26 protein-coding genes and 1 riboswitch are annotated in these 26,662 nt (G+C 31.1%); of the genes, 7 read left to right on the forward strand and 19 right to left on the reverse strand.

Annotated features, from left to right (window positions below):
- Positions 1-34: 34 nt before the first annotated feature.
- Positions 35-1,741: a Na/Pi cotransporter family protein gene (locus tag AC5M21_RS06145; protein ID WP_008789842.1), complete on the reverse strand. Its 1,707-nt coding sequence runs from the start codon at positions 1,739-1,741 to the stop codon at positions 35-37.
- Positions 1,742-1,925: 184 nt separating this feature from the next.
- Between AC5M21_RS06145 and AC5M21_RS06150 the strand changes: the two genes are divergently transcribed.
- Both AC5M21_RS06150 and AC5M21_RS06155 read left to right on the forward strand, forming a co-directional pair.
- Positions 1,926-2,975, forward strand: coding sequence for a hypothetical protein (locus AC5M21_RS06150; protein ID WP_008789843.1), 1,050 nt, complete (start codon positions 1,926-1,928; stop codon positions 2,973-2,975).
- 15 nt (positions 2,976-2,990) lie between these two features.
- Complete coding sequence (locus AC5M21_RS06155; RefSeq protein ID WP_008789844.1) at positions 2,991-3,506, forward strand: GNAT family N-acetyltransferase; 516 nt, start codon at positions 2,991-2,993, stop codon at positions 3,504-3,506.
- A gap of 14 nt (positions 3,507-3,520) precedes the next feature.
- Here the strand turns inward: AC5M21_RS06155 and AC5M21_RS06160 are convergent, their stop codons facing one another.
- From AC5M21_RS06160 to htpG, 3 genes are all read right to left on the reverse strand, one after another.
- On the reverse strand, positions 3,521-4,060 hold the full coding sequence (locus AC5M21_RS06160; RefSeq protein ID WP_008789845.1) for a nitroreductase family protein: 540 nt from the start codon (positions 4,058-4,060) through the stop codon (positions 3,521-3,523).
- Between the two features lie 13 nt (positions 4,061-4,073).
- Positions 4,074-4,451, reverse strand: coding sequence for a hypothetical protein (locus tag AC5M21_RS06165; RefSeq protein WP_008789846.1), 378 nt, complete (start codon positions 4,449-4,451; stop codon positions 4,074-4,076).
- A 68-nt stretch (positions 4,452-4,519) separates the two neighbouring features.
- Entirely contained in the window at positions 4,520-6,415 is a 1,896-nt protein-coding gene (gene htpG, locus AC5M21_RS06170; protein WP_008789847.1) for a molecular chaperone HtpG, read from the reverse strand.
- Positions 6,416-6,569: 154 nt separating this feature from the next.
- On the opposite strand from htpG, the gene AC5M21_RS06175 reads away from it, so the two are divergent.
- The gene (locus tag AC5M21_RS06175; RefSeq protein WP_008789848.1) at positions 6,570-6,959 is read left to right on the forward strand and encodes a PH domain-containing protein; all 390 of its coding nucleotides are present in this window, start codon (positions 6,570-6,572) and stop codon (positions 6,957-6,959) included.
- Between the two features lie 44 nt (positions 6,960-7,003).
- Here AC5M21_RS06175 and AC5M21_RS06180 read toward each other — a convergent pair whose 3' ends face one another.
- Entirely contained in the window at positions 7,004-7,879 is an 876-nt protein-coding gene (locus AC5M21_RS06180) for a LysR family transcriptional regulator (RefSeq protein ID WP_017143763.1), read from the reverse strand.
- A 119-nt stretch (positions 7,880-7,998) separates the two neighbouring features.
- On the opposite strand from AC5M21_RS06180, the gene AC5M21_RS06185 reads away from it, so the two are divergent.
- On the forward strand, positions 7,999-8,343 hold the full coding sequence (locus AC5M21_RS06185; protein ID WP_008789850.1) for a cupin domain-containing protein: 345 nt from the start codon (positions 7,999-8,001) through the stop codon (positions 8,341-8,343).
- Positions 8,344-8,393: 50 nt separating this feature from the next.
- On the opposite strand, the gene AC5M21_RS06190 is transcribed toward AC5M21_RS06185, so the two are convergent.
- The 10 genes from AC5M21_RS06190 to AC5M21_RS06235 all read right to left on the reverse strand — a co-directional run bounded on the left by AC5M21_RS06190 (position 8,394) and on the right by AC5M21_RS06235 (position 16,872).
- The gene (locus AC5M21_RS06190) at positions 8,394-9,251 is read right to left on the reverse strand and encodes an SPL family radical SAM protein (RefSeq protein ID WP_017143764.1); all 858 of its coding nucleotides are present in this window, start codon (positions 9,249-9,251) and stop codon (positions 8,394-8,396) included.
- A gap of 122 nt (positions 9,252-9,373) precedes the next feature.
- On the reverse strand, positions 9,374-10,666 hold the full coding sequence (locus tag AC5M21_RS06195; protein ID WP_008789852.1) for a uracil-xanthine permease family protein: 1,293 nt from the start codon (positions 10,664-10,666) through the stop codon (positions 9,374-9,376).
- Positions 10,667-10,704: 38 nt separating this feature from the next.
- On the reverse strand, positions 10,705-11,382 hold the full coding sequence (locus AC5M21_RS06200) for a Type 1 glutamine amidotransferase-like domain-containing protein (RefSeq protein WP_302378497.1): 678 nt from the start codon (positions 11,380-11,382) through the stop codon (positions 10,705-10,707).
- 70 nt (positions 11,383-11,452) lie between these two features.
- Positions 11,453-11,845, reverse strand: a complete 393-nt coding sequence (locus AC5M21_RS06205; protein WP_412254072.1) for a CPBP family glutamic-type intramembrane protease — start codon at positions 11,843-11,845, stop codon at positions 11,453-11,455.
- A complete protein-coding gene (locus AC5M21_RS06210) occupies positions 11,842-12,195 on the reverse strand; it encodes a hypothetical protein (RefSeq protein ID WP_238638467.1) in 354 nt (117 codons plus the stop codon). Before AC5M21_RS06210 ends, AC5M21_RS06205 begins: the two co-directional genes overlap by 4 nt.
- 21 nt (positions 12,196-12,216) lie before the next feature.
- A complete protein-coding gene (locus AC5M21_RS06215; protein WP_117768988.1) occupies positions 12,217-12,765 on the reverse strand; it encodes a helix-turn-helix domain-containing protein in 549 nt (182 codons plus the stop codon).
- Positions 12,766-12,911: 146 nt separating this feature from the next.
- A complete protein-coding gene (locus tag AC5M21_RS06220) occupies positions 12,912-14,324 on the reverse strand; it encodes a glycoside hydrolase family 1 protein (protein WP_008789856.1) in 1,413 nt (470 codons plus the stop codon).
- Between the two features lie 228 nt (positions 14,325-14,552).
- Positions 14,553-15,395, reverse strand: a complete 843-nt coding sequence (locus tag AC5M21_RS06225) for a MerR family transcriptional regulator (RefSeq protein ID WP_008789857.1) — start codon at positions 15,393-15,395, stop codon at positions 14,553-14,555.
- A 14-nt stretch (positions 15,396-15,409) separates the two neighbouring features.
- Entirely contained in the window at positions 15,410-16,153 is a 744-nt protein-coding gene (locus AC5M21_RS06230) for an ABC transporter permease (protein WP_008789858.1), read from the reverse strand.
- Complete coding sequence (locus AC5M21_RS06235; protein ID WP_008789859.1) at positions 16,150-16,872, reverse strand: ABC transporter ATP-binding protein; 723 nt, start codon at positions 16,870-16,872, stop codon at positions 16,150-16,152. Before AC5M21_RS06235 ends, AC5M21_RS06230 begins: the two co-directional genes overlap by 4 nt.
- Before the next feature lie 200 nt (positions 16,873-17,072).
- Here AC5M21_RS06235 and AC5M21_RS06240 point away from each other — a divergent pair, with 200 nt between their 5' ends.
- Both AC5M21_RS06240 and AC5M21_RS06245 read left to right on the forward strand, forming a co-directional pair.
- Positions 17,073-17,921 (forward strand): helix-turn-helix domain-containing protein, encoded by an 849-nt coding sequence (locus AC5M21_RS06240; protein ID WP_008789860.1) that lies wholly within the window; start codon positions 17,073-17,075, stop codon positions 17,919-17,921.
- Positions 17,914-19,242 (forward strand): MATE family efflux transporter, encoded by a 1,329-nt coding sequence (locus AC5M21_RS06245; protein ID WP_008789861.1) that lies wholly within the window; start codon positions 17,914-17,916, stop codon positions 19,240-19,242. The genes AC5M21_RS06240 and AC5M21_RS06245 overlap by 8 nt, the downstream gene beginning before the upstream one ends.
- 278 nt (positions 19,243-19,520) lie before the next feature.
- On the opposite strand, the gene AC5M21_RS06250 is transcribed toward AC5M21_RS06245, so the two are convergent.
- Positions 19,521-21,419, reverse strand: coding sequence for an Ig-like domain-containing protein (locus AC5M21_RS06250; RefSeq protein WP_008789862.1), 1,899 nt, complete (start codon positions 21,417-21,419; stop codon positions 19,521-19,523).
- 95 nt (positions 21,420-21,514) lie between these two features.
- Positions 21,515-21,600: riboswitch (cyclic di-GMP riboswitch) on the reverse strand.
- 71 nt (positions 21,601-21,671) lie between these two features.
- Positions 21,672-23,072, reverse strand: a complete 1,401-nt coding sequence (locus AC5M21_RS06255; protein ID WP_008789863.1) for a glycoside hydrolase family 1 protein — start codon at positions 23,070-23,072, stop codon at positions 21,672-21,674.
- A 153-nt stretch (positions 23,073-23,225) separates the two neighbouring features.
- Between AC5M21_RS06255 and AC5M21_RS06260 the strand changes: the two genes are divergently transcribed.
- Positions 23,226-24,101: a MurR/RpiR family transcriptional regulator gene (locus tag AC5M21_RS06260; RefSeq protein ID WP_008789864.1), complete on the forward strand. Its 876-nt coding sequence runs from the start codon at positions 23,226-23,228 to the stop codon at positions 24,099-24,101.
- 19 nt (positions 24,102-24,120) lie between these two features.
- On the opposite strand, the gene AC5M21_RS06265 is transcribed toward AC5M21_RS06260, so the two are convergent.
- Together AC5M21_RS06265 and AC5M21_RS06270 are read right to left on the reverse strand one after the other, a co-directional pair.
- Positions 24,121-25,587, reverse strand: a complete 1,467-nt coding sequence (locus AC5M21_RS06265; RefSeq protein ID WP_008789865.1) for an IS1182 family transposase — start codon at positions 25,585-25,587, stop codon at positions 24,121-24,123.
- Positions 25,588-25,762: 175 nt separating this feature from the next.
- Positions 25,763-26,650 carry an SPL family radical SAM protein gene (locus AC5M21_RS06270; RefSeq protein ID WP_008789866.1) on the reverse strand — a complete coding sequence of 296 codons (888 nt, stop codon included), beginning with the start codon at positions 26,648-26,650 and terminating at the stop codon, positions 25,763-25,765.
- Positions 26,651-26,662: the final 12 nt, after the last annotated feature.

Raw genomic sequence — 26,662 nt, forward strand, 5'->3', positions numbered from 1 at the left:
TCCTCGTCCATTGAAAAAGCCTACAATTATAGGCCTATAAAATATAATCAGAAGGATCAACATGTTCTTCTTCTATTAATCTGTTAATTTCTTCACTATCATCATTTAATATTGAGAAAGCAATGTTTGTCGCATGATCGCCAACTCTTTCTAAAGCAGCTGCTAAATCAGAATAAAGCATTCCTTCTCGTGGTGCAGTTTCTTTTCTTTTTATATCTGTTAAATAAGCTTTTTGTAATCTATCTTCTTTTCTATCAATTAATTCTTCTAATTTTAATATTTCATTTAAATGATCTAAAGATTTCTGAGTGAACATTTCTAAACTTAATTCTAATTCAGAATTAACCATAGTTAATAGTTCTCTAATTTCTACCTTATGCTCATGTGTAAAACGATACTTCTTGCGTTCACAAGTCAAGGTAATGTTACCAATTGATCTTGCATGATCGCCAATTCTTTCAATATCAGCAATGACGTGGAACAAAGGACCAATCATTCTTGAATCTTCTTCAGGTAAAGGTGATTGATTAATATGATTTAAATATTCAAAAATGGCATGATTTAAATAATCGATATGTTCTTCATTCTTTGTAATCTCATCCTGAGTCGAAGTATCTACATCCAATAAGGAATTAACAGCTAAATTCAAATTCTTTCTTGAGAGTTCAGCCATACGTTCAACCTCATGAATAACTTGTGGGATAGCAGTTGTCGCTGAAAAACCGACTTTTTCACTAATATACTGTAATGAGAATCCCTTGCTTTCATCATCACCTGGAACAAGTACATATGTTGCTTTCACAATCCATTTCGCAAATGGATATAAAATGATAACTTGGAAAACCTTAAAGATTGTATGTGCATTGGCAACATTTCTAGCCATTGCCTCATTCAATGCAGCGCCAGTTAAATTTTGCGAATTTGTTAATGCCATAATTCCATATTCTATCTGAGACATAAATAACTGTAAAACAATGACAATGGCTAATGAACCAAAAACATTGAATAAGAAATGTATGTAAGCAGCACGTTTGGCATTTTTCTTACCACCCAAACTTGCAATCAAAGCAGATACACACGATCCCATATTACATCCTAAAATAATATAAAAACAGATATTAAATTGTAAAAGACCTTGAGATGCTAACAATATAACTATTCCTACAGTAGCTGAAGATGATTGCAGTACAGCAGTAATTGCAAACCCAATGAAAATTGCAATCAATGGATTTGTCAATGTCGATAAAGCATTAACTATTACTGGTGAATCCTTTAATGTTGACATAGCCGCTGACATGGATGACAATCCAACAAACAAAATACCAAAACCAAGAATGACCTCACCTATTTTTTGGATATTTGGCTTCTTAGATGACATCAACATGATTACACCAGCCAAAACAAACAAAGGAGCAATATCAGATAAATTAAAAGCGATTAACTGTCCTGTAATTGTGGTTCCAATGTTGGCCCCCATAATAATTCCAGTCGCTTGATACAAATTCATTAATCCAGCATTCACAAAACTCACAACGAGCACAGTTGTTGCTGAAGATGACTGTACAATAGCAGTAAAAATCATTCCTACAATCATACCTATAAAAGTATTCTTTGTCATCTTTTCTAGTATATTACGTAATTTGGCTCCCGCTACATTTGCTAGGGAATCGCTCATTAATTTCATCCCATATAAGAACATTCCTAACCCACCCATTAGCGAGAATGCTAACGTCAAATCCATAAATGACCTCCTTGTATTTGCCATTTTTCTACAAAGTTACAAACGTATTATACTATATAAATATCTGATTGAAAACAAATAATTTACATTTCTTTAACCTTTTCTTAAGATAATCTTAACATAATATGACAAATTAGACATCTGTCATTAAGTTTGTTATAATAACACAGAAAGGAAAGTCATTATGTATAAAATTAAAATTATTAATTATCAGCCTTATGAATATGAATTATTTCAAAAAACTTTAGATAAACTTGGTCAAGAAGGTTTTTCATGTCAGGATTTATCTTTTATATCGCTTTTCAAAAAAGTGAAGCAACCTGTTTATTATAAAATCGATTTCTATAAAAGCGAAGGGAAATCAAGATTTGAAAAAATGGAAAATCGCAATCATTTCTTGAATTATTATATAGAAAGAGATTATCAACCTATTTATTCTAAAAGAGGAATGTATGTTTTTAAAGGTCAAAAAGAATGCGATACAAAAGAACGTCATTATGATAATTTAGAAACTATTATTTCATCACAACGAATAAAGACAATATTTCTTTCAATGCTTTTCTTATTTTTAATCTGTTTTCTATCTTTTCTTGTCATGAAAACAGCCACAATTGATAGTTGGTTAACATATGGAATCACATTTGTATACATAGGTATCTTTTTAGGTTTATTGACACTTTTTTATAGACAAATGATAGGTTTTTCTAGTTACAATCAATTATTTAAAAATATTAGACAGTCTTTCTCTAGGCTAAAAAAATGGCGTCTGATATATATTATTTGTGCAATGATTTCTTTATCATGTTTTGCTGGTGGTTTGGTAGAAGATATTTTTAATGCCAGAAGTTATACACTTAAAGAACATCCTATCATCACTTTAGAGAAGCTAGGCATTTCAGGAAAAAGCACAATTCAAACAAAAAAACATTCAAGCTTCACAGTCCCACATTATTATTCAGCTTTAGAAATGACAAATGATGAGACTATTCTCCTCACAAAGGAATATCAATTAAACTCCCCAACAAAGAGTAAAGAACTTTTTAAAAATTTCATTGATCACCCTGATCAATATTTATGTACACGTATAGAGGTTAAAGAAAACATTATTTATGGTTATCATGAAGACACTTTAACAACTTTAATTTTTCAAAAAGAAAAAAGTGTCATTATTGTATCATTCAGTTTTCAATTATCAACACAACAACTTTATCAAATCATACAATTCTATCAATAACAAAGGAGATATTCTATGCATACTATTGAAACAGAAAGATTAATCATTCGTCCTGTCAAATCAGAAGACAATTTAGCACTTTGTCAAATACGCAGTAGTGAATTTGTTCAAATGTATAATGCTATGAAAACACCTACACCAGAAGTTCTTACCCAAGAAATTCAAAACAACAATAAAGATATGTTCATTTTAGAACTCAAAGATACTCATCAAATTATTGGAGAAATATCAACACATCCTGATAATCTGCGTCATGGAATATCTTCTATTACAATATCCTATTATCTTGATGAAGCCTTTGCAAGAAAAGGCTATATGTATGAAGCTTTACATCATTTTTTAAAAGTCTTATTTAAAACTGATGTTGAAATCATTGTTGCTCGTCACTTTGGTGGAAACACTGCTTCTCAAGTCCTTCTTAAAAAACTCGGATTTGTTCACGAAGGAACTTTAAGAAAAGGGATAAAAGGTTATAAAGATATCATTTATGATGATTGCATATATTCATTAATGCCAGATGAATTAAAATAGAAGACACTCGTCTTCTATTTTTCATATATTCTCGTAATTTCTTCAAATGTTTTTCGTTGAGGCATATCTGGTTCAATATCTCCATATCCTACAGCAATAACACTCACAACACCTTCATTTTCTGGAATGCTTAGAAAATCTTTGATTTGTTTGGCATCCCTTATTCCCATCACAAGTGTTGATAACCCTAACTCTGTTGCCTTTAACAATAAATTCATGTTTTGTAAACCACAATCATAATACCCCCAACCATTTCCTAATTCATTACTAGGTGTTCCATCTCTTTCGTATCCTGAACGATTGAGTATAATAGTTGATATAATAAGAACTGGTGCATTCTTAACATTGTCAAAATTAAATTCAGGCAATGTGTTTTTTATTTTCTCCAACATTATTTCACCCTCCACAATATAATAACGTGTCACTTGGGAATTCTTCCATGATGGTGCTAAAATAGCAGCTTCTATCATTTGATGAATATCATCAATACAAACAAATTGCTTTTTATACTTCCTTATACTCCTTCTTTGCTTTAAAACATCATTCAATTGCATAACTATATCCTCCTTACCCTCTTAATGCTTTTTTTATATTGATCTCATAAAACTGTTTAGTAAAATCAAGCAATTCCTCTTCAGTTAATCCAATAGACTCAAGAAAACTATTGAAAGATGAATTATCATGATAACCAGATTCATCATAAACTATATACCCCTCAGAACTTCCCAGAAAAACAACTTGATAATCTTCATCCATAAAAATATCCCACTGTATTTCCTCTTGTCGTAAAAACATATTAGGTTGATGACTAGGTATCATTCCCATCGTGATATTTAGATTTTCTAATTGTTTGTATGTATCTTCATATGAAACACTGAAATGTGATGCTTGACATCCCCATAACATGATTAAAACACTGAAAACAATCACAATTTTCTTTCCCATATTTTTCTCCCTTTTTCTTATTTTAACATAAAAAAACAGTATATCAAAATTGATATACTATCTTTTTATTATTTATTAGCTTCAACCATTAAATCACAAACTTTATTAGAGAATCCCACAGGATCATCAATACTAAATCCTTCAATTAATAAAGCCTGATCATATAACAACGATGCATAATCCTTAATCTTTTCTTTATCTTTATCAAAAACTGACTGTAAAGCTGTAAAGATTTGATGATTAGGATTAATTTCAAGAATTCTTCCTGCTTTAACACCTTGAGCATCTGGCATTTGGCTCAATACTTTTTCCATTTCAAATGAAACACCTTCACCACTTACTAAACATACTGGATGTGTTTTTAATCTTGAAGAAACCTTAACATCTTGAACTTGATCTTTTAGTGCTTCTTTTAATGTTTCTAACAAATCTTTGTTATCTTCATTGACTTGTTCAAGTTCTTTCTTTTCTTCTTCACTTTCAATATCCAAATCACCTTGATTAATATTCTTAAAGGCTTTTTCTTTATATTCTCTTAACATTTGAATACAGAACTCATCAACATTATCAGTCAAATAAAGGATATCAAAACCTTTATCCTTAACCATTTCTACAGTTGGTAAATGATTAATCTTTTCAATTGTTTCACCACTTGCAAAATAGATTTCTTTCTGTTCTTCTTTCATAGCTTCAACATATTCATTTAAAGTGATGAGTTTCTTTTCATTTGCACTATAGAACAACAATAAATCTTGTAATTTATCTTTGAGCATACCATAACTATTATAGATACCAAACTTCAATTGCAATCCAAAGTTTTTAAAGAATTCTTCATATGTTTCTCTTTCATTCTTTAACATCTTTTCAAGTTCACTTTGAATACGTTTTTCAATTTTATCAGCAATTAACTTTAATTGACGATCGTGTTGTAACATTTCACGAGAAATATTTAATGATAAATCTTGTGAATCAACTAAGCCTTTTACAAATCTATAATGTTCTGGAACAAGATCACTTGCTTTATCCATAATAAAGACTCCACGTGAATAAAGTTGTAAACCTTTTTCATAATCTTGAGAATAATAGTTCATTGGTGGTTTTGAAGGAATGAATAATAATGAATCATATGAGATTGTTCCCTCAACACTATTATGCATAACTTTTAATGGTTCATTGAAGTCATTGAATTTATCTTGATAAAATTCATTATAATCTTCTTTTGTAATATCTTTCTTTGGTCTTTTCCATAATGGAACCATAGAATTCAATGTCTTATGTTCAACAACTTGTTCATACTCATCACTGTCTTCTTTTTGTTTAGAAGTTGTCATATCCATTTCAATTGGATAATGAACATAATCAGAATATTTTTTAACAAGTCTTTGAATTTCATATTCATCTAAATATTGATCATAATTTTCATCATCTGTATTTTCTTTTAAGAACAAATTAATTCTTGTCCCATGTTGTGGATAATCACATTCTTTAACAGTATAACCATCACTTGTATCTGATTCCCAAATATAAGCTTGATCTTCACCATATTTTTTAGAAATCACTTCGACTTTATGAGCCACCATAAATGCTGAATAGAAACCAACACCAAATTGCCCAATAATATCAACATCATCCTGTCCCTTTTCTAAGGCATTTTTAAATTCAAAAGAACCAGAATTCGCAATTGTTCCTAAATGTTCTTCCAACTCTTTTGCATCCATCCCAATTCCTTGATCAATAATAGACAGCATACGATGATCTTTATTGATCACAATTTGAATAGACAAATCTTCTCTTGAAATACCACTGATATTTTCAGTTAATGCTTTATAGTATAATTTATCAGAAGCATCACTTGCATTAGAAATCAATTCTCTAAGAAAGATTTCCTTATGCGTATAAATAGAATTAATCATTAAGTCTAATAATCTTTGTGACTCAGCTTTAAATTGTTTCTTTTTTGCCATTTTTTACATCTCCTTTAATTAGCACTCTTTGATTAACTGTGCTAATGATATCTTATACCTTTTTCTTAGCACTGTCAATATCAAACTGCTAATTTATAACATCTATACAAATTTCTATATTCATTGTATAATGTCGATATATGGAGGTAGGAATATGAAAACAAATGTCAAAAAACTTTGGTCAGATAAAAAAAGAATACTTGGTATGCCTATCAGCTTTACAACTTATTCTTTATCAGATGATCGCCTTTTTGTTGATAAAGGATTGGTCAGACTACAAAGTGATGAAATATTACTTTATCGCGTCCGTGATTTAAGTGTTTCTCAAACGCTAGGACAACGTATTTTTGGTGTTGGATCTATTATTGTCCAATCATCTGACAAAACATCACCTGTTCTAGAAATCAGAAATATCAAAACACCTTTTGATGTGAAAGAACTTCTTCATCAACATGTTGAAAAAATGAAACTGGAAAGAAGAATGCGTGTTGGAGAAATTCTAGAAGATGGACATGATTATGCTGAAGATTTAGATAATGATTAAGAGATTATAACCTGATAGATATCTATCAAGAGATAGTCTCTTTTTTATTCAATCAATTTTTTAGCCATATCTATAAAATGTTTTAAACTGGGCGATAGCCACTTATCTCTATGATAAATTAATTGCGATTGAATAGAATAATGAGTGAGATATTCAATTGCCTTTAATTGGTTTTGCTTCATTTCATCTTGAACAACAAACTCAGGTAATACACATATTCCTAGTCCACTTAATACAGATTGTTTAATAACTTGAATACTACTTGTCTCAAGAACAATATGAGGAGTTATTTTTATTTTATTTAAATCATAATCAAATTGTTGACGATAACAACATTCTTTTTTTGTGACAATGAGACGCTGATTAGCTAAATCTTTTAAAGAAACATTTTTCTTTTGAGCAAGTGGATGTTGTGGCAATGAGAAAATACCAATTGTTTCTGGAATCTGTAAAACCTTTTCAAAATGCAAATGAGCTAGTGGCCGATCTAATACAAATGCTATATCAATCGTATTGTTTGCTAATAAAGACAAATAATCATTGCTTTCTAATACATATAAACAAACCTCAACACTTGGATACTGATTTGAAAACAGTTTAATAATATTGGGTAAACGATATAGACAAAGAGATTCAGACGCTCCTATCACAATGCGACCATTATCCTGTTTAGCAAACTGAAATTCTATATCCTTAGAAAGAGAAAGCATTTTTTGAGCATAAGGAATTAATTTCTGCCCATCTGTTGTGAGACTAATTTTCTTTCCCAAACGTTCAAACAATTTGACATTTAATTCTTCTTCAAGCTGCTGAATCTGCATTGTCACATGGGACTGAGCATAATGAAGATGCTCAGCAGTCTTTGTAAAGTTCTTAATTTCACATAAGCATAAAAATGTCTGTAAATGCTTTAAATCCATAAAGACCCCCTTAATCATCTTGTTTTGTGATTGTTATCATCTAAACAATCTATTTTTATGATGAGTATATTTATGTTAACATAAATATATACAATTAACAATAACCAAGGAGGTCTGTTATGAAAACAGTCAATTTATTAAAAGAAGCCAACGCACTACAATGTCTTTATGTTTATAACAAGGTAGGAATTTTAAATGAACATGTTTTAAGTCTTGTTCAAGTCGAGAATCGTACATTAGATTTTCATATCCATGAAACTTCTGATGAACTGTTTTATGTTATTGAGGGTCATTTTATTTTAGAAACAAAAGACAATCAATTTCCAGTTCAGGCAGGAGAATTCATTATTGTTCCCAAAGGAGTTAAACACCGTCCAGTTGTAAATTCATTAACTAAATTTCTGATGATTGAACTGGCAGGAACATTAAACAAAGAAAACAGTGGTGATTTATATGAAGGGTGAAAATAAAAACTCATATCATAGGATACAATTCCTAAACTGATATGAGTTTTTCATTCGTCTTTATGTGTATCTTTAAGAACCTTATTTTCTAAATCATATTTTTTTCGGATTTGATTTAATGATTGATAAAATTCTTTTTTATATTCTTTTAAACAACTCCCTTTAGGATAAAGATGTTTTAATTTCCAATAAAGGTTTTCGTCATATTGGCGAATTGAATTTAAAAAATAAGGTTTTGTTTTTCCTCTTAAATACAATGTTCCAGGAACAATATAATCGAGATCAATTTGTTGAGCCAATTTGTAAATAGCTTCTATATTTTCATATGAATCAGTGATATATGGAATAATTGGCATCATTAAAATACCAACACTTGCATTGGTTTTCTGTTTCAAAATTTGAAGAACTTTCATTCTTTCCAAACTCGTTGCAGCACGTGGTTCAATAACCTGTTGGATACTTTCATCAGCACATGTCACTGTACAAGTCAAATTCACAGCTGCCACCTTTGATAATTCAGCCAAAAGATCAATATCCCTTAAAATCAATGTTGATTTGGTAGAAATATTGACAGGATTTTGATAACGAATCATTAACTTTAAAACCTCTCTCATCAATCCTAATTCTTTTTCACAAGGCTGATAACTATCACTCACGCTCCCAAAATTAATGATATTCTTCTGCCAACTTGGCTTGCTGATTTCTTTTTCTAAAATTTCTACAATATTCTCTTTATAATAAATATGGTCATAAAACTTTTCATCATCTAAATAATCATGTGAGTACAATGCATAGCAATATAAACATCCATGTTCACAGCCGCGATAAATATTGACATCATGTTGATAAGGCATTCCACCCCTCACCTTACGAATTGCACTTTTACATTGAATAGGTATATATTCCATTTTCTCACCACCTTTCTTCATTTTATCACATAACAAATCATTGAAAAACTTATTTTTAAGAAAAAAGATTTCAAATCTTTTCAGTTTGAAATCTTATATCCAATACAAATCATTATAAATGACTATTGTTCAGATTTTTCAGGTAAAATTAAATTTAAAACAACACCAACAATAGCAGCTAATGCTGTTCCAGATAAAGTTGCACTTCCACCCAGTGGGAAAACAGCTCCACCCAAACCAATCACCAGCATTGCAGAAGCAATAATTAAATTTCTTTGTTTATTGAAATCAACTTGCGCATCAATCAAAATACGAAGACCATTGCTTGCAATGACACCATATAATAATATACTCATTCCACCTAGTACACAGGCTGGAATAGAACTGATCACTGCTGCAATCTTTCCACAAAAAGATAAGAGAACTGCAATTCCAGCTGCTCCACATGTCACATAAACAGAACCAATTTTTGTCAAACCAATCACACCTGTATTTTCACCATAAGTTGTATTCGCAGGTCCTCCTAGAAATGCTGATACTGCAGTTGCAACACCATCTCCAATTAAAGTTCTATCTAATCCTGGATTTTTCAAGAAATTCTTACCACATATTTTCCCTAAAACTGTATGATCTCCAATATGTTCAGAAATTGTCACAATTGCAACTGGTAAAATAGCTAAAGTTTCTGGACCAAAATAGAAGTGATATTCTCTAAAACTTGTCCCAAATAAGTCTGGCATTGAAAATGGAAATGCAAAACTTGGGATTGAAAACCAATCAGCTTTAGCAACACCACTCAAATCAACAATTCCAAAACATAATGCCAATATGTAACCAACAACAATCGCTACTAAAAATGGAACAATCTTCAAGAAGCCTTTTGCTTGACTTGAAATGAAAGCAGCAACCAAGAATGTCACAATTGCGATAATCATGGGTGCAACATCACCATCAACAACAAATCCGGCATTTGTCACTGCATTTCCAGCTAAACCTAATCCAATAACTGCAATCATTGGTCCAATAACAATTGGAGGCAATAATTTATCAATCCAATCTTTGCCAACACATTTAATAATAATAGCAACAGCAACATAAATCAATCCCACAAGAATCAATCCTGTTTGGGCTGCAGAAATATCTCCACCCATAGCTTCAACAGCTAAAATAACTGCCGTAATATAAGCAAAAGATGATCCTAAATAAACTGGAACTTTTCCTTTTGTACAAAACGTATAAATGAATGTTCCTATACCAGATGCAAATAATGCCACAGATACTGGAAAACCAGTCAACATAGGAACAAGTATTGTTGCTCCAAACATTGCAAAAACATGCTGAAAACTCAAGAATACCCATTGAGGTGCACTTGGCATTTCATCAACATCTACGATTAATGTTTTTTCTTCTTTCATTCTTCTCTCTCCTCTTTTGACATATCTTGACTATTATATCAAAAGAATATCTCTTTGTCTTCACTATTATTCACTAAATAAGCATTTCCAAACGGAATCAACTTATCTTGATAACAAAGAATCCCTCCATCATTAGCGACCGTATATGTTGGTAATCCTTTTTCCTCAATGACTCTTTGTATTCCCATGTCTTGAACAGGACTATGGCAATAATGAACTTCTATTTCAAACCCACTCACTAATCCCAAACCTTTTTGATAATGATACTCAGGATAATCATCATCAGGAGTGATGTGATAATGATCGAATTGAATCATGGCACCAGCGCTTGCTCCAATGATCAGGGCCGAACTCTTTTGAATTAGTGGTATCAATTCAAATTGTTTTAAACGTTCAAAATACTGGTCTGGTAAACCACCAGTAAAGAAAAGAATATCAGCAGCCATCACTTTCTTTTGAACAGTTTCTTTATCATCTCTAAAATAATCAACAAACTCAATATCATCTATTCCATAATAATGAAAAGGTCTTAAAATATAAGGAATATGGTGTCCATGAACACCATAATGTTGATCATAATCATCTACTGTTTTCACTTCCTTCTCATCAAATGAAAAAGGGATAACAACCACTTTCATATCTTGATGTAATAATGGGCGTATAATATCTTGTGCCCACTCTTCATGAAAATCATAAGAACTCAATAATATATTCATAAATTCCCTCCCGTCCTCTATCATATAATATTTGAAATTAAAAACAAGAATTTTAGTGCCTGACAAAACATTATATCCCTAGCATAATGAACCGGATGAAGTCAACAAAAGAATGTGCTCCTATCGCTGTTAACAAATTGATTTTTCTTGACATAAGAGCAAAAGGCAATCCAAAAAGCAATGAAAGAATAGCAACACTCATCATATCAATAGAGAAAGAATTATGCAGCAATACATGTGGTAGAACCATAATGAAATAAGATAGTATAACTTGTGTATGATTCAAACAAGTAGATTGAGTGATGTGTAAACATAAAGCAAACAAAAACATTCTAAAAAATATTTCTTCAAAAATACCGGCCCTTAATGCGTCAAAAAGAAAATGTAAATGAAAGGAAATCTGCAACGAATAACTATTCATTGCCAAGAATACATTGATGCAACCTAGTAAACCCCCAATCATAAAGATAAAGAATAACGTTTTCCATAACTCATGTTTTTTGCTGGATGATATAACATCATTTTTTGAGAATGATTCTCCATAATAACTTGAGCAGCTAAATATGCCAAACAAACAAAGATTGCCATGAATGCATTCGATATCATTGTTATCATTCCTAAGACAAGACTTATTATAATCTCTCTTTTTTTCATTTTCTCTTTATAACTCACAATAAAATATAAAGATAAAAGACCAATCAGGATAAACCATAAAATCATCATATTTGTGATATTTGTCAATAAAGAAAAGAATATCAAAACAACATTAAGTATAAGCAATTTGATTGTGTTCCTATTTTTCACAAAATCCATATAATCTCCTTTCCCAATAATTTAGTTTTCTTTTGAAATATCATCACGTATTAACAAATAAAAAAGAAAACCAACAACAGTAATTGAAACCAGTACATACCCAATAGGTTGAATATGCCTCATCTGACAATCCTTATAAACATATTTTAAAATCATTACTAAGAAAATAAGGTAAGCACAAAACATGAAAAAACCTGATAACCCTGCTATAAAATTCACAGTATTCGTATCATATCCATATCCTTTCATCACTACTGCAAACAAAAATATAACAATAAATAGTCCCAAGAATATTGAAATAGGAATGAGCACTTTTTTTGTGCATAAAAATTCTTTAAAAAAACTAGTTGACTCATAATCCTTTTTAAACTGAATATCGTTATCAATCAAATCTTCTACTGAAACCGAAAAGATCGCTGATAATCTTAATAAGTTATCTGTACTTGGTTTAGATAACCCTTTTTCCCATTTACTGACTGATTGACGACTCACATCTAACAATTGAGCAATACTCTCTTGAGATAATTGATTTCTTATTCTTAATTCTCTAATCTTTTCTCCAATAAACATAAACATCCTCCTAAGATGGCACAAGCATATCAGATTATCATAGATTCGTCTACCAACTGTAGCGCAACCACTACATTTTCTTTGTCAACTTTTAGGTGCATAAAGAAAAAAGCACATCATTTTCATAATGTGCTTTATGATTTCTATTAATCTAAATCTTCACCATTAGATTCAAATGCCTTTTTAATCCATGCAAATGATTTCTTAGGAATACGTTTTAAATCTCTTAAATCTTTGTTTGTTCTATTAACATAAACAAAACCATATCTCTTATCCATATTACACATACTTGCTAAGATATCAATAGGCCCCCAAGTCACATATCCTAAGCATTTGACACCTTCTTCAATCATTGCATTCTTCATTTCTTGAATATGATCTCTATGATAATTTATACGATAATCATCTTCAATCATTTTTCCTTCTGCTAACATCTGATCAATTTCTTCTTGAGAGAAATCTTCACGCCATCCAATTCCATTTTCTAATACAAACACTGGTAAATCAGAACGTACAGCCAAATCATTTAATGTCCATCTAAATCCAATTGGATCAATTTCCCAATTCCACTCATTGGCTTCACAATGTGGATTTTTCACACAATGTTCATTGACAATTTCATGATAAGGTCTTTCATAATCAAATTCGCCTTCAGTAATTGTATTAGAACGATAATAACTAAATGCAATATAATCAACAGTATATTTTAACAATTCATCATCGCCTTCTTCAAATGTAGGCATCCATCCTCTATTTTCTAAATAAGCAACCATATAATCAGGATATTTCCCTTTTGCAAAAACATCACAGTGGAAACCATTCATATATTGATAAGCCTGCCATGCAAATAAGTTATTCTTTGGCGTATTTGTATATGGATAAATATTAGTGACAGCATTCATACCACAGAACTTTGCATCTGGTTGTAATTCTCTTAATGCTTTGACAGCCTTACAATGAGCAATAAAAACATTATGATTAACTTGATATAAATGTTTTGGAAGACTCACACCTTCTGGAATATCTTCAGCATTAGAAACTCTTAACATCATTCCATGTAAGTTTTGTTCATTGAAACTCATCCAATGTTTCACTCTATCTCCAAATCTTTCAATACATACTCTTGCATATCTTTCAAAACAATCAACAACATAACGAGAAGCAAAACCATTATGCTCTTTCACTAATTCATATGGCATATCAAAATGAACTAATGTAATCATTGGTTCAATTCCAGCAGCAAGCAATCTATCAATTAAACTATTATAGAAAGCAACCCCTTCTTCATTCACTGGTTCATCTAATGATCCATTAGGAATAATACGTGACCAGCAAATAGAGAAACGATAAAAATTGAATCCCATTTCTTTCATTAATGCAATATCTTCATCATAACGATGATAAGCATCAATACCAACACTCCAATCTGAAAACTCAGGGTTCATAGGTCTCACATCATAAATACATGTTCCTTTTCCACCTTCATCTCTTGCACCTTCTGTTTGAAAAGATGATACTGAGCCACCCCAATAAAAATCTTTAGGTAATTTCTTTTCCATTCAAAATATCCTCCTTATTTTCTCTGTCTTCATTTTATTTGAAATAAGCAAAAGAGTAAATATATTGTTAAGACTTTATAATATCGTTTCATATTTACTTAAAAATTGATACATTTTATGAAACTAATTTTCAACTTCTAATCTTTTTTATACAATTCCTAACTTATTATACAACTAACAAACAAAGCTTAACAAAAAAGAAAGCCATGAACAATCATGACTTTCTACTCAAATTTTACGAACTGGAAATTGAATTTCAGTTAACCATTCATCCTCAGTATCCTTATTCCAAATTCCATCTATATAAGATTCTCTTTGATATCCAATAATTTCATAGCCACTCTCTTCAATAAACTGGACTATCGCCCCATAGGCTTGTGGTAAAGTATAGTATGGCCCCTTATGTAAAACACATGCGGCCATATCAACAGCAGGAAGAACCTTAAACTGAACAAGTTCTGTATCTTCAGGCTTTTCTGTAATAGCTTCACAAATTTCTGCATGAATATCAGATTCTCTGTATTCTTCATCATAATAAATAGTAAAACAATATTCAGGGATTGCACATTCACAACCTGCTTTTTCCATTTCACTTCCCATTGTTGGCATACATTCAAAAAGATCTTCATAACTATCCATGTGTACCTGCATTGAAGCCACAATCACTTCTGGTATAGATTTCATAACAACACGATAATCACTATTTAAACAATTCCCTGCAAGATACCCTTCAACACATGCAATCTGTTTTTGGATATGAGCCATTTCTTGTAACAATTCACATTTTTTGCGTATCAGCAAATCTTTTTCTGAAACGCCATCATTGACTTTCTTTATTTCTTTTAACGAAAACCCAAGTTCACGCATAGCTAAAATTCTATGCAATTGTGGTAATTGAGCTGAAGTATAATAACGATAACCATTAATTTCATCTACGTACTCAGGTTTTAACAACCCAATATCATCATAATGTCTTAATGCTTTAATAGTTACTCTATTCATTTGTGCAAACATTCCAATTTTATATAACTTCTGAGGCAGTTTCTCTACATAACAATTTTCTCTACTCATAACGACTTCCTCCATTATTCCCATTTAAATGATACAACAGATATAACACATCCGACAATAGTAAATGCAACTAAAATGCCAATTGAAAAAAACATATGTTCACTTGAAACACCCATTGATATATCCTTTAATAATTTAATTCCATGTGTGAGTGGTAATATATTTGCTATATTTTGTAAAAATGAAGGAAATAATTCATATGGAATTGTTGCTCCTGATAAAAATAACATTGGAAAATAAACAAAAGTTGTCACAACATTTGCTATTTTCACCGTTTTACATAAACTCGCAATAATCATACCTAAACTAAACATTGACAAGACAACTAAGAAATATGCTCCAATAAATGCCCATACATTCCCTTGCATCTGATAACCAAACCCAAATATTGCAACAGCTGATACAATAATTGATGATAACAATGCAGTCAGCATTGCAATAATGACTTGTATAAACAACATAAGCATAGGACTGATTGGCGTCACAAAGAAATGCTTCAAAATCTTCTTATCACGATAGTCAGCAAAAGTGAGTGGCAATCCCATAAATGCTGTAGCACAAATCCCAACAGTTAACAAAGATGCAAAAGCACTTTCCATAAAAGTATAAGAACTTTGCCCACTCACAGTTTGATCTCCAGCAATAATTCCAATTAGGCACAGAACGCCGACTGGCATTCCAACTCCAAATATTAATCCATCAGGACATCTTAATGCTAATTTTCCTTCAACTTTCAACATTGTCATCATTCTTTTCATACAAGTTTCTCCTCTCCCATATACCATAAGTAAGCTTCTTCCAGATTGTTATAAGGACTCTTCTTGATAATCTCATCAACCGTTCCCTCAACAATTTTTTGACCCTCTTTGATAAGCAAAACACGATCACATAGATTTTCTGCCTCTTCCATATAATGTGTAGTCAGTAACAATGTCATTCCCTGCTTTTTCAGCAGTTTTAAAATCTGCCAAACTTCTCGACGAGCTGCAACATCAAGTCCTGTAGTTAATTCATCTAAAAAAATGACCTCTGGACGAGGAATTAAGGCAATAGCAACTGATAACTTCTGCCTTTCTCCACCTGATAATTGAGCAACTGGCTGATGAATATACTGTTCTAACTGAAATTGTTTTAAAAGATAATGATAATCTGCGGGGTGACTATACATTGCCGCTCTTTCTTCACAGACTTCACCAACACGAATATTGTTTTGATAATGTGACTGCTGTAATTGGACACCTACTTTTTCAAATACTGTTTTTCGATGCTTGGCTGCTTCTTTTCCCAACAACTTTGCAGAACCACTATCAGGGGTATTTAAACCAAGTATACACTCTATTGTTGTTGACTTTCCTGCCCCATTATGACCCAAGAGTCCATAAACCTCTCCTTTTTCAACCTCAAATGTCAGGTTGTCAACAACTTTTCTACCATCATATGTTTTTGTTAACTGATGGACTTCAATACATTTATTCATCTTCTCTTCCTCCTTACACGTCTAGGATATATCCTCCTGTTAGGGGAGAGTCAAGCAGAATAAAAAAACACTTTTCTATAAATATTATATAAGGTTTAATTTAAAAATTATTTTTTCATCATAATACTCAAAAACCGCAAGATTTATTAAATATTCAGATAATATTTGTATATAATGTTAAAGAAAGGAGGTTGATATATATGAATAAAATTCATAACATTATGACCGTTATCGATTATATCGAAGAGAACTTAAGTGACAAACTCAATTTATATAATATTTCTCAAGCTGTAGGCTATTCAAAATATCATTTACATAGAATGTTTGCTGATACCATTGGTATATCTATTCACGATTATGTACAAAGAAGAAAATTAACTGAAGCTGCTAAACTATTGGTTTTCTCCCAAAAACCAATATTAGAAATTTCTCTTGTTGCTGGCTATGAAAGTCAACAGGCATTTTCTAAAATTTTTAAACAGATGTATAAACAAACACCAAATGAATATCGAAACAATCAAAATTTTTATCCTTTACAACTGAGATTTCAATTCAATAAAGAGATAAAACACCTCACAAGTCAAGATATTCAAAAGAAAATTCATTTGGCTTCTTTATCAGATATTCCTGCCTGGATGAATTTAGTCCATCTTATCATAGATGGGTTTCCCAATTTAGATAAAACAAAGTATATGCAAACACTAGAAAAATACATTGATCAAAAAAGAGCCTTTATATTAAAAGAAGAAGATCTCGCTATTGGTGTCATGTTAATGAATGAAGAAACAGGAAGTATTGATTTCTTTGGAGTTCACCCACTTTATCATAAATATGGAATTATGGAAGCATTCATCAATAAACTGAGAAATGAACTCATTCCAGATATTGATATCACAATAACAACTTTTCGTTTAGGTGATAAGGCTGATACTGGTTATCGAAAACTTTATAAAGATTTAGGATTTATCGAAGATGAATTATTAATTGAATTCAATTATCCCACCCAAAAATTAAGACTTACCAAACAAGAGGAATCTTATTATGAATAATCCTTTAGCAAAAGACTTTACCTTTTCATCACTGTTACACTTTGCATTTCCAACAATTGTGATGATGTTATTTATGGGACTATATACAATTGTAGATACTATTTTTGTTTCACAATTTGTCAATACATTTGCTTTATCTGCATTAAATATTGTGTGTCCTGTCATTAACATTATTGTAGGAATTGGCACCATGATAGCAACTGGTGGTAGTGCTATAATCGCAAGACAAATGGGTGCTGGGAAAATGACAGAAGCACATCAAAACTTTACAATAATTTTTGTATTGACTATTCTTTTAGGTTTAATCATAACTTTAGTAGGTTTATTCTTTATTGAGAATATCATATGGGGATTAGGTGCAAGTCCTTTATTATTTCCTTACTGCAAGGATTATCTTCTGATTATTTTCATATTCACTCCAGCCAGTCTATTACAAGTCTTATTCCAGAGTCTTATTGTGACTGCAGGAAAACCAAAATATGGATTTTTTCTTTCTATCAGTGCTGGGATGATAAATATTATTTTAGATTATGTTTTTATTGTTGTTTTTGATATGGGTATTATGGGGGCTGCTTTAGGAACTGGTTTTGGTTATATGGTACCTGCTGTGTTTGGAATCTTCTTTTTTACAAATCATAAAGGAACACTCTCATTGACCACACCATCATTTAAACCAATGGTATTCATAGAATGTTGTACAAATGGTTCATCAGAAATGGTCAGTCAAGTCGCTACAGCCATCACAACTTTTTTCTTCAATCAAGCTATGATGACATTACTTGGTGAAAGTGGTGTTGCTGCTATGACAATTATGATCTATACTCAATTTCTCTTTACAACATTATATATTGGTTTTTCAATGGGTGTTGCACCTATTATTAGTTTCCAATATGGTGCTCAAAACTATAAATCACTTAAGAAAATATATAAAATATGTCTGACTTTTATTGGCATCAGTTCTTTGTGTATCTTTTTAGCTTCGCTATTTTCTAGATCTCAATTGATTCAACTTTTCACATCTTCAGATACATATGTTTATCAGATTGCATATTCAGGATTTACTATCTTTTTATTTCATTTTCTATTTATTGGTATGAACATCTTTACATCAGCAACCTTTACTGCCTTATCTAATGGGAAAGTATCTGCCTTCATTTCTTTCCTAAGAACATTTGGTTTTATTATGATTGGTTTACTTTTTTTACCAACATATTTCGGAGTGACTGCTGTATGGTTAACTGTTCCTATTGCCGAATGTCTTACTTCTTTAATATCTTTACTACTTATTTTCATATATCGCAAACAATATCATTATCTTTAATATGACAAAGACTATTTATTCATGAAGAATAGTCTTTTTTTAATTTATGCGACAAAGTATTTATCTTTTTATATTCAGAATTTATATATAGATTGTTCAATCATTTTCGTGTCAATAAAAAAATCATAATTTCAAGAAACAAAAGAAAGTCATTGTTATAAATTTATCTTTATTTTATATCTACATTTTTATTATAGTTTTGACTTCTTCTCATTTTTATAGATATGATTTAATGATAATCAAACAAAAATAGATGTTTTTTGAACATCTATCTTTTACTAATGATTTTTAGTTTTTGTATAATAACCTAGAACAAATAGTGAAGATATAAGAGAAATCAAGTAAAATATAAATAAAGTGGAATCCTCTGTTCGTACAGTGTCTTTATCCTCCAAATGACTGGAATTATCATTTGATTTCATTGGTTTATAAATTGCTTTTATAGTCATATCTTTAACAACATTTTGATAATTATCATCCCATTTTACAAATTCATACCCTTCCACATACGGTACCAATGGCGGTGTAGCTGCTTCTCCATGTCTCACATTTTCAGTTTTCAATATATGATTATTCATATCTACAAATGTAACAGTGTGAAAATTTTGTGTACTTTCCATTTCTTCTTCATACGCTATTGCATAAGTAGAAAAACGATCTGTCTGAAAACTTATCATATCATTTTGAATGGTTACAGGAAGCAATTCAGCGTTTCCATTATGCACACGAATGATATGAAATTTTCTTTGATTACTCAATAAATTCTGTTGAATTTTAACTGTCCATTCTGTATTATTTGGCAACACAGAAACATTTCCTAAAATATCACTTCCAGTTTTCAAGACTACACTTAAATCAAGGTACTGAGTAATCTTAATCTGACTTTTATTTTGTAAAGAAAGATTATCCAAAAGTATTTCTATTTTATCAATTGTAACTTGATCAATAGAATTTTTATCTATCATTTTTGCTGTTGGTTCTATAGTTATCGGTTTTCCATGAGTTAATGCCTGTTCAATAGCATTGATTGTATCTGAACTCATTGCACCTTCTGGTACATTAGAGTCAATAACAGAGTTTAATAGTTCTTTTAAGACTTCTAATGATTTTTGATCCACTGTTACTTGTGTGCTGTCAAGTGATTCATCTATTGCTGGTAGACTTGATATGATAATGGGCTTCACCACTGTTACATTGCAAGTTGCTGATTGACCAGCTGAAGATGCTGTAATGACAGCATTACCTTCTTTTAACCCTTGAACAACTCCTTGTTCATTAATTTCTGCAATTGATGAATCAGAAGTAATCCACATTATTTTTGAAGTGGCTTGTGATGGACTTATAGTTGCAAGGAGTTGAAATTCCTTTCCATTTTCTAATAAGAGTTTACTTTTATTTAAAGTTATCTTTTCTGCTTGAATTTCTTTTTTAAACTTCGCTCCTTTATACAAAAAGGATGGCAACTGAGTATTGTTACTCATTATCTGTTCAAACTCAATAATAGAATTTTTTTGATCATAGTTAAATAATAAACATGTAGAGTACGTATATACATACAATTGATGATTATATTTTACAGAACCATCACTATGAATGATATGATAAGAATCAAGATGATTATCTGATACAGTCATATCCTGAATAGTCACTTTTCCATTTTTATCAATAACGATACTATTATCTTTTGAATCAACGTATGTCCCTGCAAAAAGAGAACGATCAAAAGAACTTCCACTCTTTTCTCCAAAATCAATATTTGCATTATTATTTAACCCAGCACTTTGGATTGAAAGATAACTATAAGAATCTCTAGATTGATTCAATACAGAAGCAGGTATCTTTGTACATTTGTTAGAATCCAATTCCACACTATAAACTCCCCAGTCATTTTGAAAACTCACATGAATATCAGAAGCATCAAGCTGCTGATTATTTTCTACAAAAGAATCTATTTTTAAATAGACATCTTGTGAATCATTTTCTAAAGTGATGTATGTTTTATCAAATCCGCCAAATTGAAGGGGTGTTGGTGAATAAGGAGTCCAATCATTTCCATTATAACTTATTGAAAAAGTCAGTGCATGATTGAAACCAGTCTCAGCATGTCCCACTATCCCTAAAGACAACATCAAAACAAATACTGCAAAAACACAAAACACCTTTCTTAATTCTTTCATTACATTCTCTCCCTTTGTCATAATATAAAAACGCAAACTATTTCCACACGAAAAATAGAATGCGTAATTGACTACAGGTATATCAACATTATCATATTGGCAACTGGCTATCCTACTTCAACAAGCTTAGACCCTATAGTTTTGCGTACTCCATTTTTCAATGGGCTTGCTATTTACATATTTATTATATGCACATATATACAACAACGTCAATAAAATAATCCATTATTAAAATATTATGTTTAAATACCTTTATTCAAATTCGTTTGTTCTTGCTACTTCTCTAATCCATGAAGCAGATTTCTTTTCTTTACGTTTATATCCATCATCTAAACAGACTCTAACAAATCCATAACGATTCTTAAAAGCATTACACCAAGACCAGTTATCAATAGCTCCCCAATAATGGTATCCTAAACAGTTGGCTCCATCTTCAATTGATTTAGCAATCCATTCCAAATGATCTCTCACAAACTCAATTCGATAATCATCTTGAATTGTTCCACTATCATCCATGAACTTCTCTTCACCTTCAACACCCATACCATTTTCAGAAATAAAGAATGGCAAATCAGGACATTCCGTTTTGATTTTCATTCCAAAATCATAAATTCCTTTTGGATAAATTTCCCAGCCACGATGAACATTCATTTTTCTTTCTGGCCAGATATAAGGTTTTGCAATACATGGTAAACCATTTTCATCAAATTTTGAATCTGGTGCCTGGACTCTTGTTGGCTGATAATAGTTAAACCCTAACCAGTCGACCTTTCCTTGTGCTAAAATCGCTTCATCACCAGGACGTCTATCAATTTCTACTTTCCAGTCATTTTCAACAGTATCCAATACATCTTGAGGCAAATGTCCATGCGCCACAACATCTAACCACCAGCGATTATGCAATCCATCAGTCATACGGACTGCTTCTAAATCTTCTGGTGATGGATTTTCTTTTGTATAAGGAGGTGCAAAACAATTAATCATACCAATCTTGGCACCTTCAATTAATTTTCCTTCTTCTTGAAGTTTTCTAAAATTCATCACTGCTAAACAATGGGCCAATGTAATTCCATATTGAACATTGATAGATTGTTTGAAGTCATGTAAATATGGGTACCAAGCTCCATGTAAGAATTGTTGTTCTGGTTCTACAATTGGTTCATTGAAAGTAAACCAGTATTTCACTTTCATACCAAACTCTTCCATTGCCTTTTTGACAAAGTTTGCATATGCTTCTACTACTTCCCTATTTTGCCAGCCACCACGCTTAATTAAGTACTCTGGCATATCAAAGTGATACATATTCATATAAATATCAATCCCATTTTCATTCGCACAATCAATTAATTTATGATACCATGCAGCTCCTTCTGGATTAATATTGCCATCTTGATCTAATAATCTTGTCCATTGCATAGATGTTCTAAATGATTTAAAATTCAAACTTTTTAATAACTTAATATCCTCTTCATATTTATGATACATATCATTTCCAACATATGAACCGACATTATTATGGAAGGCATTGATTTCCTGATCAGAATACATATCCCAATATGAACGAAGTCTTCCACCAACGTTCCATGATCCTTCAGTTTGTGGTCCAGACATTGCTGCACCAAAGAAAAAATCTTTAGGTAATTTTATTGTCATTGTTATTCCTCCTTAATTTACACCCCTATTATATTTGAAAATGATATAAGGGTAAACAAATATTGAATTGTTTCAAAATAATTTCATAAACATTTCATAAAATCTTACTTTTATGAAACTTCGTTTCATGATATACTAATACTGGTGATAAAAATGAGCATAATGACACAGTTAGAATTTGAATTAGAGTTTTCCGAATCTGAAAAAGAGATTGCAAAATATATTTTAAATCATGGTGAAGCTGTTTTAAGTATGTCCGTTAAAGAACTTGCTAAACATACTTATACATCTCCAGCAACAATAGTAAGACTATGCAAAAAAATTGGTCTAGAAGGATACAATGACTTTAAAATCAAATATTCTGCTGAACTTCAATATGATTTACAACACACTGATCGTATAGATGTCAATTTCCCATTTCAAAAAGATGACTCACATCCTTTGATTTGTCATAAGCTGGCTTCACTTTCGCAAGAAGTCATTGCTGATACAGTTAAACTTATTGATTTTAATCAGCTTCATCAAATTGTTGATTTAATATATCACTATCCAACAATTGATATCTATGGTTCGGGAAATTCTTTATTGGCTGCTATGAGCTTTCAACATAAGATGATGAGAATTTCAAGAGATGTGAATTTAAGAGTATTACATGGCGAACAGATTTTCATGTCCTATAATACAAACCCTGATAGAATTGGAATGATTATTTCTTATTCAGGTGAAACCAATGAAGTGATTCAAATTGCTCAAACTTTAAAAGAAAAGAAAACACCACTTATTGTTTTAACTTCTATTGGCGATAATCGTTTATCTCATTACGCTGATTATATCTTAAATATAGGTTCTCGTGAAAAAATATTTACAAAGATTGCACCATTTGCTTCACAAATCTCTATGGAATATCTATTAAATGTTATTTTTTCATGTCTTTTTCAAAAAGATTATGAACAAAACATCCAAAATAAAGTTGGCTATGATAAAAAGAATGACTCTCGTCATCCTCAATCAAGTCCAGTGAGTGATTAAAAGCATCCTTAAGGATGCTTCAGATTGTTGACAAAGTGGTACTCCAAAACGAGTATCGCTTTTCTTTGTGTGTTTCAAAGCGGGAAATCATCATTTTCAACCAATTATGAATGGTATTTGATGAAGTTTTCCAACTCCACCTTGCCATTCTTTTTAAATTATGACATGCAAAAATCATCAGCGCTTGATGCTGATTTTTTTCTATTCCTCGCAATCTTGTATATCTTAAATTATGCTGCTCCTTACAATCTCCAAATACCCGTTCTATACTTTCCTTACGCTTTGGATATAATTCTTTCCATTTTGGAGTATGCCGTATCTCATCCATGACTTCTTCTCGATATTCTTCCCATACATGGCGTGTAATCACTTTTTGATAATTCTTTGATTGTGTACATTTTTCTAAAAATGGGCATTCCTTACACTCTTTTGGATTTGATTTATATTCTTTATAACCCAATTTATTCGTATTGCTATATTCCAGTAACTTTATATTTGGACATATGTAACAGTCATATCTTTCATCATATACATATTCGTATTTCTTAAAAAAACCTTTCTTCGTCATTGGTCTTTTGTATGGCGCATACATTTTTTGCTTGTGTTCTAATATTGTCTTGCATACTGCTGGTGTGATGTACCCTGCATCTAAACATAGATTCTTGATTTGGTCTTTATACTTTTTATTTAATAAATGATATGCTGGAAAGAAAGATACACTATCATGTACATTTCCAGGCACACATAGACTTAATACCACAAATCCATTCTTATCACAGAATGTTTGGTGAGAATAGGCAAAGCATCCGCTTTCTCCATCGGTTTTACTAACCTTAATATGCTTCGTTTCTATATCTTTTTTCAGTTCTCCACTTTTTTCATCAAAATTGAACTCTTCTTTCTCATTTGATTTCAATGGCTTTTTCCCATGTGCTTCTCTATCTTTATTGATTTCATCTAACAACTCATCTTCATACACCTTTTTTACTATTGCGACTTCTTTATCTAAACACTTATTTTTGTTTGCGTTTGCTTTTTGATGTGTTGAATCCCCAAAAATTGTTTCCATATCCACAAATCCATATCCCATAGCCTGCCTTAATATTTCATCAAATATCTGTTCAAATACATCGCTGTCACTATATCTTCTCATGTAATTTTGACTCCATGTAGAATAATTAGGAACTTCCTCATCCATAGAAATACCCAAAAACCATCGATACGCTAAATTGACTTGTATCTCCCTACATGTTTTCCTCATCGAATGAATTCCAAAAGTGATATTAATAAAAACCATTTTAAAAAGTACCACAGGATCAATGCTGGGTCTGCCAAAATTGCTGTATAGTTCTTTTACTAAGGGATAAATAAAATCCCAGTCTATACAGGAATCTAGCTTTCTTACATCATGATCTTGTGGTACTAAACCTTCTATTGTATTTAAAATTATATTATCATGTTTACCTATTCTTCTTGTCATTGTCATATGTATTTTCTCCTACTCAACCTATACATATTATACCATTTTTCCATTATAAAAGACAGTAAGAGCCACATGTTTTAGGTTGAGTAGTCATCTTACTGCCTTATTTATTCTATCATATTAAGTAAAGCCTGTCGACCTTCTTTGTCAACAGGCTGAAGCATCCTTAAGGATGCTTTTAAAATAATGTTAATTGCTCAAATTTTTGTTGATGTGTCTTATAAGCTTTAATAATATCATCCATTTTATATAATAAACCATATTTCTTACACTCTCTTTGAAAAACCCTCCACAAATGGCTTGCTTTTAGACAGTTGCAGTTATATCTACTTCCATAATATTTCATATATTTTTCTTTAAGACCAGGAAAAAATTCATCTAATTTTTCATAGTAATAATCTCTTTGTCGATCTCTCAAGGTCACCCCAAAATAAGCATGAATAAACTTAGCTTCATGAAGATGCGCCAATCTCACCATTTGAATAACATTGTCTTCAGTATCATTAATAAATGGTAAAACAGGACCCATTAAAATACCAGTAAAGAGACCAGCCTGGCTCATTTTTTTAATTGCTGCAAAACGCTTTGATGATACACAAACATGAGGTTCAATAATTTTAGATAAAGTATCATCATATGTCGTAATTGTCATCTTTACAATGACATCATTATATTTTTGAATTTCTAAAAACAAATCAATATCTCTAACAACCAAATCACTCTTTGTTTCTAAAGAAACACCAAAACGATAATCTCTAATTAACTGGAGAGCTCCTCTTGTTATTTCTTCTTTTTTTTCATATTGATTATAGCTATCACTCATTGCTCCAATTCCTACAACACCCTTTTGTCTTTTTTTCATCAATTCTAAACTCAATATATCTAAAGCTTTCTCTTTCTTTTTGACGATATCAAATTCATCGTTTTGATAACATTCACTTCGACTATCACAATAAATACACCCATGGTGACAGCCACGATATAAATTCATATTATAGTCATTTCCAAACCATACATTGGCATATTTATTTTTTGATAATATTGTTTTGGCTGGTATTGTTTGCATGTCTTTCTCCTT

This window comes from Coprobacillus sp. (assembly GCF_984815275.1).